The following is a 16,156-nucleotide window of genomic DNA, read 5'->3' on the forward strand; positions in this document are numbered from 1 at the left end:
GGGGGGGGGGGGGGGGGGGGGGGGGGGGGGGGGGGGGGGCCGGCGGGGCGCCGGCTGCGTGCGCGGCCGGCAGGCTCACCCGGCGTCGTGGCGTGGGCTGCCCCGGCGCCGTCGGGGGCGGCCGCGCAGGTGCCACGGCCGCCAGTGCGTCGTGGTCGCGGTGCTGGGCGGGACGGGTGCCGCGCCGGAGGCGGAGCCGAAGCTGCCGGGTGCCTCCAGCGGCGGCCCGAAGGGCTTGAAGGCGCGCACCGTGCACTCGCGTGCCCAGCGGTCGAGGAGGTCGTCCGTCGCGTTGAGCCGGGCCGCGACCAGGGCGGCCGTCGCCGCGGCCCACCGCTCGTCGTCGGGGGTGACCTCCTCGCACGTCGCGTGGACCGTGAGCAGCCGGCCGCCGGTGTCCTTGCTGCGCAGCAGCAGCACCACCTCGCTTGGCAGCCACGGCAGCGTCTGCTCGCCGGGGCCCGACACGGCATACACGGTGTCGTCCGCCCACGCGTGCCAGAACGGCCAGGCGCGGTCGTCCGGCGGCTGGACCCACAGCAGCCCCGACTTGGTGGCCGCCTCGGCGAACAGTGCCGTGATGTTCACGGCCGGGGCCTCGCCGGTGCCCGCCGCCTCGGCCGGGGACGGCTCGTCGGCGGTGCGCGGCGCGGTCTCGGTCACACGTGAACTGTGTCATAACCGCCCCGCGAACCGCGCTGCTAGTTTCGCCGCGTGCGCAGCCCCAAGGACTTCTTCGCCCCGCTCGCGGTCGGCGCCCCGGCGCCCCTGACCGAGGTGCCCGCGCGGCCCTCCCGTGTCATCCACTTCTTCGACCCGGGCAACGAGAAGATGGCGGCCAAGGTGCCGGCCATGGTCGGCACTGTCGACGTCCTCCTCGGCAACCTCGAGGACGCGGTCAAGGCCGACCGCAAGGAGGCCGCCCGCGCCGGGCTCGTCGCGATCGCGAAGGCGACCGACTTCGGCGACAGCACGCAGCTGTGGACCCGCGTCAACGCGCTCGACAGCCCGTGGGTGCTCGACGACCTCACGACGCTCGTCGCCGAGATCGGGGACAAGCTCGACGTCGTCATGGTGCCCAAGGTCCAGGGCCCCGAGGACATCCACTACGTCGACCGGCTGCTGGCCCAGCTCGAGGCGAGGGCCGGCCTGACCCGGCCGATCCTCGTGCACGCCATCCTCGAGACGGCGCGCGGCGTCGCGAACGTGGAGGCCATCGCCGGCGCCAGCCCGCGCATGCAGGGCCTGTCGCTCGGCCCGGCGGACCTTGCGGCGGACCGCCGGATGAAGACGACCCGGGTCGGCGGTGGCCACCCCGGCTACCTCGTCCGCCAGGACCCGCCCGCCGGTGTCGAGGACGCCGTCAACGCACCACGGCAGACGTTCCAGCAGGACCTGTGGCACTACACCATCGCCCGCATGGTCGACGCCTGCGCGATGCACGGGATCTTCCCGTACTACGGGCCGTTCGGGGACATCGCCGACGTGGTCGCCTGCGAGGACCAGTTCCGCAACGCGTTCCTCCTCGGCTGTGTCGGCACGTGGTCGCTGCACCCGGTGCAGATCGGCATCGCCAAGAGGGTGTTCAGCCCCTCCGCCGAGGACGTCGCGCACGCCCGCCGCGTCGTCGAGGCGATGGGCGACGGCACCGGCGCCGTGATGCTCGACGGCAAGATGGAGGACGACGCCTCGGTCAAGCAGTGCCGGGTGATGCTCGAGCTCGCCGAGCGGCTCGCCGCCACGGACCCCGAGCTCGCGGAGCTGTATGCCGCGCAGCCCGGTGCGCGCGACGGTGACGGTGCCTGACGTGGGCGCCCCCACGACGGGCGGCCCGCTGGGCGGCGCCGCGGCCTACCGACCGCGCCGCTCGGTCCTCTACATGCCGGCGTCCAACCAGCGCGCGCTCGAGAAGGCCAAGACCCTCCCGGTCGACGCGCTCATCCTCGACCTCGAGGACGCCGTCGCCCCCGACGCCAAGGAGCAGGCGCGCGAGAACGCCTGTGCCGCAGCGCGATCCGGGGAGTACGGCCGTCGCGAGGTGACGATCCGGGTCAACGGCCTCGGCACCCGCTGGCACGAGGACGACCTCGCCGCGGCCTGCGCAGCCGGCCCCGACGGCATCGTCGTGCCGAAGGTCGGCTCCGCCGACGAGGTCCGCACCCTGGTGGCCAGCATGGAGGCCGCCGGTGCCCCCGACCGCACCCGCCTGTGGGCCATGGTGGAGACCCCCGCCGCGATGCTCCACTGCGAGGAGATCGCCGGTGCCTCGGACCGCCTGGAGGTGCTCGTCATGGGCACCAACGACCTGGCCAAGGAGCTGCACGCCGAGCACGTCCCGGGACGACAGCCGCTGCTGACCGGGCTGTCGCTGTGCCTTCTCGCCGCGCGCGCGACGGGCACGGTGATCCTCGACGGGGTCTTCAACGACGTGTCGGACGCCGAGGGGTTCGCGGCCGAGTGCCGGCAGGGGCGGCAGATGGGCTTCGACGGCAAGACCCTCGTGCACCCCGGACAGGTCGAGACCTGCAACGCGGCCTTCGCCCCCGACGAGGCCGCCGTCGAGGACGCACGCGCCGTCCTGGCCGCCTGGGAGCCGGGGGCGGGCACGGGCGTGGTGACGCTGAACGGCCGGATGGTCGAGGCCCTGCACGTCGAGACCGCGCAGCGGGTCCTGGCCGTGCACGAGGCAGTCACGGCGCTCGACGCCGGCGACGGCTGACGCGGCTCAGGTCGTTGAACAAGAAACTGCCGCGGTCGGGCAACCTTCCACGGGTGGTACGCGTCTAGGAGGGTGCGGTCGTCCTCGGGGGGAGGGCGGCCGCACCAGTGTGTGCGGCCTCGTTCCGGTCACGGTCGACCGCGACACGCGGTCGGAGACAACCTGACGGCCGCCTCGTGCGTCACCATGACTGCAGGCTCGATGTTCGTGGGCCGGGCACCGGCACCGGAAGGGGACACCATGAACCGAGCACGCACCACCTCGACAGCCCTGGCAGGGGCAGTCGCGGCTGCCCTCATCCTCGGGGGATGTGGCGGCGTGACGTTCGGTGGCCGGACCGCCCAGACGAGCACCGGCCCGGCCGCCACCACCGGGACCCCGAGCCCCCGCTCGAGCGAGGCCGCCCCCACGACGAGCAGTCCCGAGCCCACGACCACGGCGCCCGGCCAGACCCCCACCACGTCGGCGACCACCCCCTCGAGCTCCCCGACGACCAAGGCCACCCCGAAGCCCACGCCCAAGCCGACGCCGACGCAGAAGAAGGAGGGCGACACCCTCCAGCCCGGCGACTCCGGCGCCTACGTCAAGCAGGTCCAGCAACGGCTCACCGAGCTCGGCTACTGGAACGGTGGCGCCGACGGCACTTACGGCTTCCTCACCACCCAGGCCGTCATGGCCCTGCAGAAGGCCGCCGGTCTCGGACGCGACGGCGTCTTCGGGCCGGCGACCCGGCGGGCGCTGCAGAACGGTGTGCGACCGCAGTCGCGCACCGGCGGCACCGGCGTCGAGATCGACAAGGCGCGCCAGCTGCTGCTCGTCGTCAGGGGTGGGCGGGTCACGATGATCCTCAACACCAGCACGGGCAGCGGCCAGCACTACTTCTCCCAGGGCGCCGACCACGTGGCCCTCACGCCGTCGGGGTCCTTCCGCGTCTTCCGCACGGTCGACCACCTCGACAAGGGGCCCCTCGGGGACCTGTGGCGTCCCCGCTACTTCAACGGTGGCATCGCGGTCCACGGCGCGAGCGTCGTGCCCGGCTACGCGGCCTCCCACGGGTGCGCGCGGGTCAGCAACCCCGCCATGGACATGATCTGGGCGAACAACCTCATGCCGGTCGGCAGCAGCGTCACCGTCTACTGACCGTTCCTCCGCCCGACGGGGGGACCTTCTCCCCGGGTGCTGCCGGCCGCCACGCGTTGTGCTGGTGCCGGCGGAGGTGGGGCCATGGACGTCACGAGGCGCGCCCTTCTCCGGGCGGCAGGGGTCACGGCAGGTGCGGGGGCACTCACGCTGGTGGGCGCTGGTGGCGCCCAGGCGGCATACCCGATCCTGCGGCTGGGCAGCACCGGAGCGGCCGTGCGGACCCTGCAGAACCGGCTCACCGCGCTGCGCTACTGGTGCGGCACCGTCGACGGGGTCTTCGGGCCTCTGACCCAGCGGGCGGTCTGGGCGCTGCAGAAGGCCGCCGGCATCACCCGTGACGGCATCGTCGGGCCGGTCACGTGGAGCAGGGTCGCCTCGGGCGTCCGCCCCCGGGTGCGCACCCGGACGGGCACGTGGGTCGAGATCGACAAGGCCCGCCAGCTGTTCGTGTATGCCGTGGACGGCCGGCTCGTGCTGACGCTCAACACGAGCACCGGCTCGGGGCAGCGGTACTGGAGCCGCGGTGCCTGGCACGTGGCGTACACCCCGACCGGGTCGTTCCGCGTCTACCGGAAGGTGAACGGCTGGGACACCGGGCCGCTGGGGTCGCTGTGGCGGCCGGCGTACTTCAACGGCGGCATCGCGCTGCACGGCTACGGGTCCGTCCCGCCGTACCCGGCGTCGCACGGCTGCGTCCGGGTCAGCATCGCCGCGATGGACATGCTGTGGGCGACCGGCCGGGTGCCGCTCGGCCGGCGCGTCACCGTCTACTGACCGCAAGCCGGTCCAGAAAAGCTCTCGGGGCCGATGTCGAAGGCCGGGGTCGCCGTTCGACGTACGTGCGACAGTGCACGTGTCCACAACGGAAGGATCGAGTGACATGCCCCGCTTCATGGGATTCGTGAGGATGGAAGAAGGCTCCGGGCCGCCCCCGCAGGCGCTGATGGAGGCGATGGACACCTACATCGGGAAGCAGGCCGCAGAGGGGGTCTTCCTGGACGGAGGCGGCTTGTACGGCACCGAGGACGCGGTGAACTTCGTCGTCCGCCAGGGGGAGGCGTCGCGCGTCGACGGCCCCTACGCCGAGGCCAAGGAGGTCGTCGGCGGGTTCGCGATCATGCAGTACGACTCGCTCGAGGCGGCGATCGCCGGCCAGCAGGAGTTCGCCGACCTGCACGCGAAGTACTGGCCCGAGTGCAGCATGGTCGCCACGTTGCGCCAGATCTCCGAGGCCCCGCCGGAGGCCGCCGGCGCCTGACGGGCGCCATTGGGTCGAGACGGACGCCGCCGGCCGGCGGCGTCCGTCTCCTAGGCTGACAGCGTGTCATCCGAGGCCTCGACCGCCGGTGCGATCACCACCGTGTGGCGCGCTGAGTCCGCGCGACTGGTCGGGGCGCTCACCCGGATGACCCGTGACGTCCAGCTGGCCGAGGACCTCGCGCAGGACGCCCTGGTCGCGGCACTCGAGCAGTGGCCGGTGACCGGCGTGCCCGTCAACCCGGCCGCGTGGCTGATGACCACCGCCAAGCGTCGCGGGGTCGACCACTTCCGGCGAGCCGAGACCCTGCGGCGCAAGGTCGAGGGACTCGCACTCGCTCGAATCGGTGCGGAGGAGGGGCAGGTGCCCGACCTCGACGACCAGGTCGACCACGTCGAGGACGACGTGCTGCGGCTGGTCTTCCTGACCTGCCACCCCTCCCTGACTCCCGAGTCGAGGGCGGCGCTGACCCTGCGCCTCGTGGCCGGGCTGACCACCGCCGAGATCGCGCGGGGGTTCCTGTCCACCGAGTCCGCCATGGGGCAGCGGATCTCCCGGGCCAAGAAGTCCCTGTCCGAGGTCCGCGCGGACTTCGAGGTGCCCACCGGACCGGAGCGCGACGCCCGCCTCGACGACGTCATGGCCGTGATCTACCTGATCTTCAACGAGGGCTACTCCGCAGCGGTGGGGGAGGACTGGCTGCGGCCGGACCTGGCGACCGAAGCCGTTCGCCTGTCACGGATGCTGGCCGAGCTCACCCCCCACGAGCCCGAGGTCCTCGGACTCCGGGCGCTGCTGGAGATCCAGGCGTCCCGCCTGCCGGCGCGGGTGGACGAGGACGGCGCAGCGGTCCTGCTGGAGGCGCAGGACCGGAGCCTGTGGGACCAGGAGCTCGTCCGGCGTGGCCTGGCGGCGTTGCGGGACGCACGGGTGCTCGCCGGTCGCGGCAAGCCGGTCGGGAAGTACTTCCTGCAGGCGTCGATCGCCGCCCACCACGCGCGTGCACCGCACGCAGACGACACCGACTGGCCCCAGATCGCCCGCCTGTACGACGTCCTCGCCTCGGCGGCGCCGGGGCCGGTCGTCGAGGTCAACCGCGCCGTGGCGCACGGGCGCGCCCACGGCCCGGCGGCGGGGCTTGCCGTGCTCGACGCCCTGCACGGTGACGACCTCGGGGACTCGCCGTTGCTGCCCAGTGTGCGGGGCGACCTGCTGGAACGGGCCGGCCGCCACGCCGAGGCCGCCGACGCCTTCGCCGAGGCCGCCTCCCGCAGCCGGAACGCGGCCGAGCGTGCCGTGCTCGAACGGCGAGCCGGCGAGAACCGGGCACACCGGTCGACATCGGGCTGACCCGGCCACGGCACCGGGGTCGGCGACGCCCAGCGCGAGCGCCCCGGCGGCGCCGCCGAGCAGCGCGCGCCGGGGGACCGTGGACATGGCCCGAGCCTGGGTATGCCGGGCGCCCGGCTACCAGCGCGACGTGGCCGCCGCGACGAGGTCGCCCATGAGCGCGGACTCGTCGGCCGCCAGCCCACGCGCCGTGAACCACCGGCACATGTTCGTGACGTCGCGCTCGAGGAACTCGAAGCCGCGCGGGTTGCCGATGACGTCGACGACCTGAGGCCAGTCGATGACCACGAGCCGCTCACCGTCGAGCAGGACGTTGTACGGCGACAGGTCGCCGTGCGCCCAGCCGTGCTCGGCGAGCACCGTCATGGTCGAGCGCAGCTGCTCGAAGAGGTCGGCCAGCAGGTCCGGCGCCGGCCGGGTCTGCGCCAGCCGGGGGGCCGCCTCGCCGCCGGAGCCGATGAACTCCATGAGCATCTCCCGGTCGCTGAGCTGCACCGGGTAGGGGACCGGCAGGTCGAGCTCCCAGAGGCGACCGAGCGCCTCGAACTCCGCGGCCGCCCACTGCCCGGACAGCAGTTCGCGGCCGAACTCGGTGCGCCGGGCCATGGCGCGCATCTCCCGGCTGCGGCGGACCCGGCGGCCCTCTTGGTACCCGGCGTCGCGGTGGAACATGCGGTGCTCGCTGGTGCGGTAGCGCTTGGCCGCCATCCACGTGTCGAGCGCGGGGTGGTCGGTGCCGTCGGGCACCCAGCGGCGGACGACGTGGACGTCCGCCTCCTTGCCCGTCTTGAGGATGCCGAGGTCGGCCTCGACGGCGGCGAGGGCGGTGATGACCCAGTCGGGCCGGGGTTTCGGACCGTGCGTGGCACCGTCCCAGCTCGACCAGCGCTCGCCCTCGGGCGGCGCGTCAGGAAGGCTGTCGAACGAGAACTGCGGGTTCTCCTGAAAAGCGTGCAACGGAAGACTCCATCGAAGAAGGGGTGTGGGCGCGAGGGCAGCCCAGGACAGTCGTGGACATGTCGCCCCTCCAATCCCCAAGTGTTCGGGAGTCGTGCCGCGGCCGGTGCCGTCGGCGTGCGCAGCCATGGTGACAGGGGCGACGTGACGTCCGCCACCGGATTTCCACGCCCCCGCGGCACTGCCGTCCGCGCTGGCCTCGGGTGGGCAGGCTCACACGGCCGCCCGGTACCCCCTGCCGGAGGCACTCGGCATACTCGCCAGCATGTCCCGACTTCAGAGCACCGACGGCCTCACCGAGGAGCAGACCGAGCTGGTGAAGCTGGTCAGGGAGTTCGTCGACGAGCAGATCATCCCGGTGGCGCAGCAGCTCGAGCACGCCGACGAGTACCCCACCGAGATCGTCGAGGGCATGAAGGAGATGGGGATCTTCGGGCTGATGATCCCCGAGGAGTACGGCGGCCTGGGGGAGTCGCTGCTGACCTACGCGCTCGTGGTCGAGGAGATCGCGCGCGGCTGGATGTCGGTGAGCGGCATCATCAACACGCACTTCATCGTGGCGTACATGCTGCTGCAGCACGGCACCGAGGAGCAGAAGCAGCGGTACCTGCCGCGGATGGCCACGGGTGAGGTGCGCGGCGCGTTCTCGATGAGCGAGCCTGGGCTGGGCTCGGACGTCGCGGCGATCCGGTCCAAGGCGGTCAAGGGGGCTGGTGAAGGCGCGGACACCGAGTGGACGCTCACCGGCCAGAAGATGTGGCTCACCAACGGCGGCAGCTCGAACCTCGTTGCGGTGCTGGTGAAGACCGACCTCGGCGCGGACTCGGTCTACCGCAACATGACGACGTTCCTCGTCGAGAAGGAGCCCGGCTTCGGCGAGACCGCGCAGGGCGTCACCGTGCCGGGCAAGATCGACAAGATGGGCTACAAGGGCGTCGACACCACCGAGCTGGTCCTCGAGGGGCACCGCACGACGTCCGCGCAGATCCTCGGCGGGGAGCCGGGCAAGGGCTTCTACCAGATGATGGACGGCGTCGAGGTGGGCCGCGTCAACGTCGCGGCACGGGCGTGCGGGGTGTCGATGCGCGCCTTCGAGCTGGGGATCGCCTACGCGCAGCAGCGCGAGACGTTCGGCAAGAAGATCGCCGAGCACCAGGGGATCCTCTTCCGGCTCGCCGACATGGCCACCAAGGTCGAGGCGAGCCACCAGATGATGGTCAAGGCGGCGCGGCTCAAGGACGCCGGGGCCCGCAACGACCTCGAGGCCGGCATGGCCAAGTACCTCGCCGCGGAGAACTGCGCCGACGTGGTGGAGCAGAGCTTCCGCATCCACGGCGGCTACGGCTACTCCAAGGAGTACGAGATCGAGCGGCTCTACCGCGAGGCCCCCATGCTGCTCATCGGCGAGGGCACCGCCGAGATCCAGAAGATGATCATCGGCCGGCGCCTGCTGGAGGACTTCGCTCTCAAGAAGTAGCAGCGCTGTCGAGAAGTGGCAGCGCCGTCACGGTGTGGCACCGCCGACACGGATTGGCAGCGCTGTCAGGAACGACAACACCCGCGTCAGGAGTGTGGCCGACGGTCCAGCCCCGGCGCGCCCAGCCGGGTACTGACCAGGGCCGTCGCCGCGATCGTGACCAGGGCGCCCAGCAGGATCGCCGCGTCCTCCCCGGGACGCAGCAGTCCCTGCGACGTGCCGAGCGTCGCAGCGGCCACCGGGACGCCGAGCTGGGCCGAGGTCGCCACGGCGAGGGGCCAGGGCTGGCCGGTGAGGACCATGGCGCCGTGCACGGCGACTGCGAGGACCCCGAGCGCGAGCCCCAGGACCACCCCGCTCGGGTGGCGGGCCAGGTCGCGCAGGTCGAGCGAGGCGCCGAGCCAGACGAAGAAGATCGGGGCGAAGAGTCCCTCGGTGACGGCGAACAGCTGCTTGGCGACGCGGCGCGGCTCTCCCACGGCGGCGACGGCGAGGCCGAGGCCGAAACCGGCCAGCAGCACCGACACGTGCAGGGCCACGGCGAGGCCGGCCAGCCCGAACAGGACGGCGAGCAGCAGCCGGAGCTCGATCGCCAGCTCGCGTTCCTCGGAGAGCCGGTGCACCGCACGCTGCCGGCCCGTCGTGTGGGCCCACCGCAGCAGCCACCAGGCGGCGGCCGCCGCCGCGCCGACCACGACGGCACCGACGGCGGCACGGACGGCGTGCCGCGGGTCCAGGGCCAGCGGGAGCAGCACGATGCAGGCGGCATCGGCCACGGCGACCTGGGGGAGCACCTCCACCAGTGACCGCGTGGTGAACGGGCCGGGCCCGAGGACCGGCATGACGACGCTCGCCGACGAGGAGGCGAGCAGCACGGCATACAGCAGCGAGTGGGGGGTGCCGGCGACGTGCGCGACCAGGGCGCCCACGGCCACGGCGGCGAGCGCGACCAACAGCGCCCGCGCCAGACCCTTGCGAACTCCCTTGAGCAGCAGGGGATCCCGCACCGGCACATGGGAACCGGCGACGAACATGACGAGCGCGAAGCCGCACTCGGCGAGGAACCGGAAGGTGGGGTCGTCCGCGGACAGCACGCGCAGCCCGGTGGTGCCCAGCACGACTCCGACCGCCAGCTCGCCGACGACCACCGGCAGGCGCAGCGCGCGGGGCACCGAGAGCAGGGGCCCCAGCAGGGCCACGGCGCAGATGAGGGCCAGCTGGGCGAAGCCCACGTCAGCCCGGCGCCCGGGTCGCAGACGGTGCCATGGGAGTGTTCTACCGCTCCACGGCCGACCCGTCAGCCGGCTCCCGGGCGGCGCCCAGACAAGCCCCAGCGGCTTTTGACACACTGGTGCCATGAGCACGCAGCCGAACGCCTTGTCGCGGTCCCGCGCAGTCCTGACGCTGGAGTACCCCATGTCGCTGGGGCGGTACGACACGTACGACGCCGCCCAGAAGGCGGTGGACTACCTCTCGGACCACGAGTTCCCCGTGCAGAACGTCCTCATCGTCGGCACGGACCTCAAGCAGCTCGAGCGCGTGACGGGCCGGCTGACCCGCGGGCGCGCCGCGGTAGGCGGCCTGGTCTCGGGGGCCTGGCTGGGGCTGTTCGTCGGGTTGATCTTCTCGCTGCTCGACACCTCGAGCACGGCAGGCTTCTCGAGCATCCTCGCGACGATGGGCTTCGGCGCGCTCTTCGGCCTGGTCTGGAGCCTGATCGGCTTCCAGCTGACGCGGGGCCCGCGCGACTTCACCTCGGTGACCCAGGTCGTGGCGACGCAGTACGAGGTGCTCGTGGAGCACAAGTACGCCGCCCAGGCTCGCGAGATGCTCACGCAGATGGACCCAATGGCGGCGGCGCAGGCCCAGGTCGCGGCAGCCCGCGAGGCCGAGCGGCTGCGTGACGCCGGCCAGCCACCGGTTCCGCCGGCCCCGCCCGCCTGACGAGCGGCTGCCTCGCCCGTCCACGAGCCCGCGCCCACGAGCCTGCCTCCCGCGGGCCCTCCGCCGGCGGGCCTGCTCCCGCGGGCCCTCCGCTGGCGAGCCTGCTCCCGCGGGCCCTCCGCCGGCGAGGGGAGGCCGTGCTGGGAGGACCGGCCTACGCTGCCGCCCATGAGCCAACCCACGGGGAACGGGGAGCGCCCTGCGCTGCAGGAGCTCGACGACGACTTCGAGTCGGTGCTGTGCGTCGTGGCGCACCCCGACGACATCGAGTACGGCACGGCAGCAGCCGTGGCGAAGTGGACCGACGCGGGCAAGCGGGTCACCTACTTCCTGCTGACCCGCGGCGAGGCCGGGATCGACACCATGCACCCCGAGGAGGCGGCGCGCGTCCGCGAGCAGGAGGAGCGCGACGGAGCCGCCGTCGTCGGCGTCACGGAGGTCGACTTCGGCACCCACCGGGACGGCGTCGTCGAGTACGGACTGGCCCTGCGCCGTGACATCGCGCGCGAGATCCGCCGTCGCCGGCCCGACGTCGTCGTGACCGGGCACTACGGCGACCGCTTCGTGCAGGGCAGGCTCAACCAGGCCGACCACCGTGCGGTGGGACTCGCCTGCGTCGACGCGGTCGCCGACGCAGGCAACCGCTGGATCTTCCCCGAGCTGCTCGAGCAGGACGGCCTCGAGCCGTGGGACGTCGGGCGGCTGTGCTTCGGCGGCTCGCCGTCGGCGACGCACTACGTCGACGTCGCGGACCAGTTCGAGCGGGCCGTGGCCTCGCTCGAGGCGCACCGGGCCTACAACGCCGCCCTGCCCGAGCAGTTCCCCGAGCCGGCCGAGCTGCTCGGCATGGTCCTGGGCTGGGGCGGCCAGGCGGCAGGGGTCGACAAGGCGCTCGTGCTGGACGTGGTCGACCGGCGCTGAGCCGCGCCGGCCGACCACACCGGGGTCAGCGGGACTGGACCTCGCGGATCCACGCCTCGACGTCGGTGGACGTGCGGGGCATGGCGCCGGAGAGGTTCTCGTGGCCGTCGGCGGTGACGACGACGTCGTCCTCGATGCGCACGCCGATCCCGCGGAACCGCTCGGGCGCCTTGAGGTCGTCGGCCTTGAAGTAGAGGCCGGGCTCGACGGTGAGCACCATGCCCGGCTCGAGCACGGCGTCCATGTACTCCTCGCGGGTGGCGAGGGCGCAGTCGTGGACGTCGATGCCGAGGTGGTGGCTGGTGCCGTGCACCATCCAGCGGCGGTGGTACTGGCCGTGCTCCTTGTCGAGCGTCGCCTCGACGTCGACGCCCTCGGGCAGCAGGCCCCACCCGTGCAGCTTCTCGGCGATGACGCGGATGGCGGCGGCGTGGATGTCGCTGAACCTGTTGCCCGGCTTCACCGCGGCGAGGCCGGCCTCCTGGGCCTCGTACACCGCGTCGTAGATCTCGCGCTGGGCGTCGGTGAAGGTGCCGTTCGCCGGGAGGGTGCGGGTGACGTCGGCGGTGAAGAGCGAGTCCATCTCCACGCCCGCGTCGAGCAGCAGCAGGTCGCCGTCGCGCAGCTCGCCGGTGTTCTTGATCCAGTGCAGCGTGGTGGCGTGGTCGCCGGCGGCGGCGATCGAGTCGTACCCGATGCCGTTGCCCTGGTGCCGCGCCACGAGGCCGAAGACGCCCTCGACCCAGCGCTCGCCACGGCCCTTCGCCACGGCCTCCGGCAGGTCGGCGATGACCGCCTCGAAGCCCTGCTGCGTCGCGGCGACGGCCTTGCGCATCTCCTCGAGCTCCCACTCGTCCTTGACCAGGCGGAGGGTGGACAGGAAGTGCGCGAGCTCGTCGTCGGCCTCGGTGAGGTCCTCGGCCTCGACCGACTCGGACGTCCGCGCCTCGTCGAGCCGGCGGGTCAGGTCGCGGTCGGCGTCGCGCACGAGGCGGACGGTGACCTCGCCCGAGTCCTTGACCGCGGCGTCGGCGAACTCGTCGATGTGCCGGCCGGTGACCCCGAGCTCGAGCTCGATGTCCTCGATCGAGGGGCGGGCACCGACCCAGAACTCGCCGTAGCGGGTGTCGGCGAAGAACTCGTCGGTGTCGCGACCGGCCAGCGGGCGGAAGTACAGGACGGCCTCGTGGGTGCCGTCGTCGCGCGGCTCGAGCACGAGCACCGCGTCCGGCTCGCGGTCGCCACCGAGCCCGGTGAGGTGGGCGAAGGCGCTGTGCGGCCGGAAGACGTAGTCGGTGTCGTTGCTGCGCACCTTCAGGCCGCCCGCCGGGATGACGAGCCGGTCACCCGGGAAGGCCTCGCTGACCGCGGCCCGACGCTGCGCGGCATACCGCGCGGCCTCGCTCAGGCCGGTCGCGCCCGGCGCCCTCGGCGCCCAGTCCTCGGCGATGAAGGCCCGCAGCTCGTCGGTGGTGGGGCGGGCCCGGTTCTCCTGCTTCTTCTGCTCTTCGCTCACGGTCACGAGGCCATGGTGCCACGACGGCCGAGGACGTATGCCGGGTGAGCCGGGTGCCAGTCTCCGCTCCCGCCGGGGCGGGGTCGGGTGGCGCGCCCCCGGCGGGGGCGAACCTCAGTCCGTGGCGAGCAGCGCGAGGACGGCCTGCTCGACCGCGGCCTGGCGGCGCTCCGGGCTGCGGTAGCGGCCCGGATCCACCTGGATCGTCGTCCCCGACTCGTAGAGGTCGAGCACCCGCGGGTCGATGTAGGAGTTCTTCGCGATCGTCGGGGTGTTGCCGAGGTAGCCGGCGACCTCCTCGACGGCGGCCTTGACCGCCCGCCGGCGGGAGGACTTCGTGTCGCCCTTCTCGTCGGTCGTGGCCAGGGCCAGGGCCGCGAGCACGGTGGCGTGCCAGGTGCGGAAGTCCTTGGCGGTCATCTCCCCGTGCAGCAGCTCGGCGAGGTAGGCGTTGACGGTGGTGGCGTCGAGGTCGGACCAGCGCCGCTGCTGCTGGTAGGCGAGCAGCCGCCGGCTGGCCGACTTGCGCTTGCGCAGCCGGTCGATGGCGGCCATGGCCAGCTCGTCGTCGATCTCGATGCTGTGCTCGATGCCGGACTTGCCGACGAAGGTGAAGACGATGACGTCCCCCCGACGGCGCACGTGCTGGCGCTCCAGGGTCGTGAGCCCGAACGACCCGTTGGTGTCGGTGTACGCGTCGCTGCCGATCCGGAAGTAGCCGTGGTCGAGCAGGCGGACGGCCGTGGCGGCCGCGCGCTCACGGGGCATGTCGGCGAGGCCGAGGTCGGCGATGACGCGGCGCCGCGCGGCCGGCAGGTGACGGGCTGCCGCGAGCACCCGGTCGAACTTCATCCGGTCCCGCTTGAGCCGCCAGTCCGGGTGGTAGAGGTACTGCCGGCGGCCCGCGCCGTCGGTGCCGACCGCCTGGATGTGGCCGCGGGGGTGCGGACAGATCCACACGTCGGTCCACGCGGGTGGGATGGCGAGGGCCCTGATGCGCTCGACCTCCTCGGCGGGGAGGCGCGCGCCGTGCTCGTCGAGGTAGACGAACCCCTTGCCGCTGCGGCGCCGGGTCCACCCGCGCGATCCGGGGGACACCGTGCGCAACCGAGCCATGCTCAGACCCTAGGACAAAGTCGCAGGTCAGGCCGGTCGAGCGGGTCAGATGCGCCCGTCCGGCCCGCTGCGCCGGGCCTCGTCCGCCGTGAGGTCGTCGGGCATGGTCTGGCTGACCCGCTCGGCCTCGACCCGGCCGAGGTAGATCTCGACCTCGGTCTTCTGCCGCGCCTCGTCCCAGCCGAGCACCGGCGCGACGAGCGCCGCGGCGGCGGCCGCGGCGGAGACGCCACGGTCCCAGGCCTCGATCGAGATGCGGGTGCGGCGGGTGAGGATGTCGGTGAGGTGCAGGGCGCCCTCGTGCGAGGCGGCGTAGACGACCTCGGCCTTGAGGTGGTCCTCGGCCCCGTCGAGCGGCTCGCCGAGCTCGGGGCGCTCGGCGACGAGGTCGAGCACCTCCTGGGTGAGCGCGCCGTACCGCCGCAGCAGGTGCTCGACCCGGGCGACGTGGAGCCCCGCCTTGGCGGCCAGGGCGTGCCGCTGGTTCCAGGCGGCCTGGAAGCCCACCGCGCCGACGAGCGGGATGTTCTCGGTCGTCGAGGCGGCGAAGCGGCCCTCGAGGCCCTGCACCGCCTCGTCCACCGCGTCCTTGGCCATGACCCGGTAGGTCGTGTACTTGCCGCCCGCGACGACCACGAGTCCCGGCGCGCTGTGCGCGACGACGTGCTCGCGGGACAGCTTCGAGGTCGACTCGGACTCGCCCGCGAGCAGGGGCCGCAGCCCGGCATACACACCCTCGACGTCCTCGTGCGTCAGCGGCGTCGCGAGGACGCGGTTGACGTGGTCGAGGATGTAGTCGATGTCGGCCCGGGTGGCGGCGGGGTGCGCCTTGTCGAGGTTCCAGTCGGTGTCGGTGGTGCCGAGGATCCAGTGCCGGCCCCACGGGATGACGAAGAGCACCGACTTCTCGGTCCGCAGGATCAGGCCGGTGGAGGAGTGGATCCGGTCGCGCGGCACGACCAGGTGGACGCCCTTGCTGGCCCGCACGTGGAACTGCCCGCGCTCGCCGACCATGGCCTGGGTGTCGTCGGTCCAGACGCCGGTCGCGTTGACGATCTGCCGGGCGTGCACCTCGAACTCGCGGTCGGTGAGCTTGTCGACGGCGCGGATGCCGGTGACGCGCTCGCCCTGGCGCAGGAACCCGATGGCGGCGACCCGGTTCGCGACGTGCGCGCCGTAGTGGGCGGCCGTGCGGGCGATCTCCATGGTGTGGCGCGCGTCGTCGACCTGGGCGTCGTAGTACTGGACGGCCCCGGTGAGGGCGGTGCTGCGCAGGCTCGGCATGAGGCGCAGGGCCTGGCGCCGGGTGAGGTGCCGGTGGTGGGGCAGGCCGGCGCCGGTGCCCGAACCCATGGCCATGGCGTCGTAGAGGGCGATGCCGGACCCCACGTAGCCGCGCTCCCACACGTGGTGGGTGAGGGGGTAGAGGAAGGGCACCGGCCGGACCAGGTGTGGCGCGAGCCGGGTGAGGAGCAGCCCGCGCTCGCGCAGGGCCTCGCGGACCAGGCCGAAGTCGAGCATCTCGAGGTAGCGCAGGCCCCCGTGGATGAGCTTGCTCGAGCGCGAGGACGTGCCGCTGGCGAAGTCGCGCTGCTCGACCAGGCCGGTGGACAGCCCGCGCGTCACCGCGTCGAGCGCCGTGCCGCTGCCGACCACACCACCGCCGATGACGAGGAGGTCGAGCTCCTTGCCGGAGGCGAGGGTGTCGATGGCTGCCTGACGGTCCTGCGGTGACAGTCCGCTGCTCATGTCGGT

15 protein-coding genes are annotated in these 16,156 nt (G+C 73.0%); 9 read left to right on the forward strand and 6 right to left on the reverse strand.

The window, feature by feature from the left end:
- Positions 1-75: 75 nt before the first annotated feature.
- Positions 76-663, reverse strand: coding sequence for a hypothetical protein (locus tag ACYVDO_RS11120; RefSeq protein ID WP_460935782.1), 588 nt, complete (start codon positions 661-663; stop codon positions 76-78).
- Positions 664-714: 51 nt separating this feature from the next.
- Here ACYVDO_RS11120 and ACYVDO_RS11125 point away from each other — a divergent pair, with 51 nt between their 5' ends.
- From ACYVDO_RS11125 to ACYVDO_RS11150, 6 genes are all read left to right on the forward strand, one after another.
- Positions 715-1,806: an HpcH/HpaI aldolase/citrate lyase family protein gene (locus tag ACYVDO_RS11125; RefSeq protein ID WP_460935784.1), complete on the forward strand. Its 1,092-nt coding sequence runs from the start codon at positions 715-717 to the stop codon at positions 1,804-1,806.
- Position 1,807: 1 nt separating this feature from the next.
- A complete protein-coding gene (locus ACYVDO_RS11130; RefSeq protein WP_460935786.1) occupies positions 1,808-2,719 on the forward strand; it encodes an HpcH/HpaI aldolase/citrate lyase family protein in 912 nt (303 codons plus the stop codon).
- A 240-nt stretch (positions 2,720-2,959) separates the two neighbouring features.
- Entirely contained in the window at positions 2,960-3,859 is a 900-nt protein-coding gene (locus ACYVDO_RS11135) for a L,D-transpeptidase family protein (protein WP_460935788.1), read from the forward strand.
- An 84-nt stretch (positions 3,860-3,943) separates the two neighbouring features.
- Positions 3,944-4,636 carry a L,D-transpeptidase family protein gene (locus ACYVDO_RS11140; RefSeq protein ID WP_460935790.1) on the forward strand — a complete coding sequence of 231 codons (693 nt, stop codon included), beginning with the start codon at positions 3,944-3,946 and terminating at the stop codon, positions 4,634-4,636.
- 106 nt (positions 4,637-4,742) lie between these two features.
- Positions 4,743-5,120, forward strand: a complete 378-nt coding sequence (locus tag ACYVDO_RS11145; protein ID WP_460935792.1) for a YciI family protein — start codon at positions 4,743-4,745, stop codon at positions 5,118-5,120.
- A 63-nt stretch (positions 5,121-5,183) separates the two neighbouring features.
- Positions 5,184-6,470: an RNA polymerase sigma factor gene (locus ACYVDO_RS11150; RefSeq protein WP_460935794.1), complete on the forward strand. Its 1,287-nt coding sequence runs from the start codon at positions 5,184-5,186 to the stop codon at positions 6,468-6,470.
- A 117-nt stretch (positions 6,471-6,587) separates the two neighbouring features.
- On the opposite strand, the gene ACYVDO_RS11155 is transcribed toward ACYVDO_RS11150, so the two are convergent.
- The gene (locus tag ACYVDO_RS11155; RefSeq protein ID WP_460935796.1) at positions 6,588-7,427 is read right to left on the reverse strand and encodes a serine protein kinase RIO; all 840 of its coding nucleotides are present in this window, start codon (positions 7,425-7,427) and stop codon (positions 6,588-6,590) included.
- Between the two features lie 265 nt (positions 7,428-7,692).
- Between ACYVDO_RS11155 and ACYVDO_RS11160 the strand changes: the two genes are divergently transcribed.
- Positions 7,693-8,904 (forward strand): acyl-CoA dehydrogenase family protein, encoded by a 1,212-nt coding sequence (locus ACYVDO_RS11160; protein ID WP_460935798.1) that lies wholly within the window; start codon positions 7,693-7,695, stop codon positions 8,902-8,904.
- An 86-nt stretch (positions 8,905-8,990) separates the two neighbouring features.
- Here the strand turns inward: ACYVDO_RS11160 and ACYVDO_RS11165 are convergent, their stop codons facing one another.
- Positions 8,991-10,136, reverse strand: a complete 1,146-nt coding sequence (locus tag ACYVDO_RS11165; RefSeq protein ID WP_460935800.1) for a cation:proton antiporter — start codon at positions 10,134-10,136, stop codon at positions 8,991-8,993.
- Between the two features lie 124 nt (positions 10,137-10,260).
- Between ACYVDO_RS11165 and ACYVDO_RS11170 the strand changes: the two genes are divergently transcribed.
- Positions 10,261-10,848, forward strand: a complete 588-nt coding sequence (locus tag ACYVDO_RS11170; RefSeq protein ID WP_460935802.1) for a YflT domain-containing protein — start codon at positions 10,261-10,263, stop codon at positions 10,846-10,848.
- A gap of 168 nt (positions 10,849-11,016) precedes the next feature.
- A complete protein-coding gene (locus ACYVDO_RS11175) occupies positions 11,017-11,769 on the forward strand; it encodes a PIG-L deacetylase family protein (protein ID WP_460935804.1) in 753 nt (250 codons plus the stop codon).
- A 25-nt stretch (positions 11,770-11,794) separates the two neighbouring features.
- Here ACYVDO_RS11175 and ACYVDO_RS11180 read toward each other — a convergent pair whose 3' ends face one another.
- The 3 genes from ACYVDO_RS11180 to ACYVDO_RS11190 form a co-directional block, all read right to left on the reverse strand.
- Complete coding sequence (locus ACYVDO_RS11180) at positions 11,795-13,285, reverse strand: aminopeptidase P family protein (protein WP_460936416.1); 1,491 nt, start codon at positions 13,283-13,285, stop codon at positions 11,795-11,797.
- Between the two features lie 114 nt (positions 13,286-13,399).
- Positions 13,400-14,401: a DNA topoisomerase IB gene (locus tag ACYVDO_RS11185; RefSeq protein ID WP_460935806.1), complete on the reverse strand. Its 1,002-nt coding sequence runs from the start codon at positions 14,399-14,401 to the stop codon at positions 13,400-13,402.
- 45 nt (positions 14,402-14,446) lie between these two features.
- A complete protein-coding gene (locus ACYVDO_RS11190) occupies positions 14,447-16,150 on the reverse strand; it encodes a glycerol-3-phosphate dehydrogenase/oxidase (protein WP_460935808.1) in 1,704 nt (567 codons plus the stop codon).
- Positions 16,151-16,156: the final 6 nt, after the last annotated feature.

It is taken from the genome of Phycicoccus ginsengisoli (genome assembly GCF_054779295.1).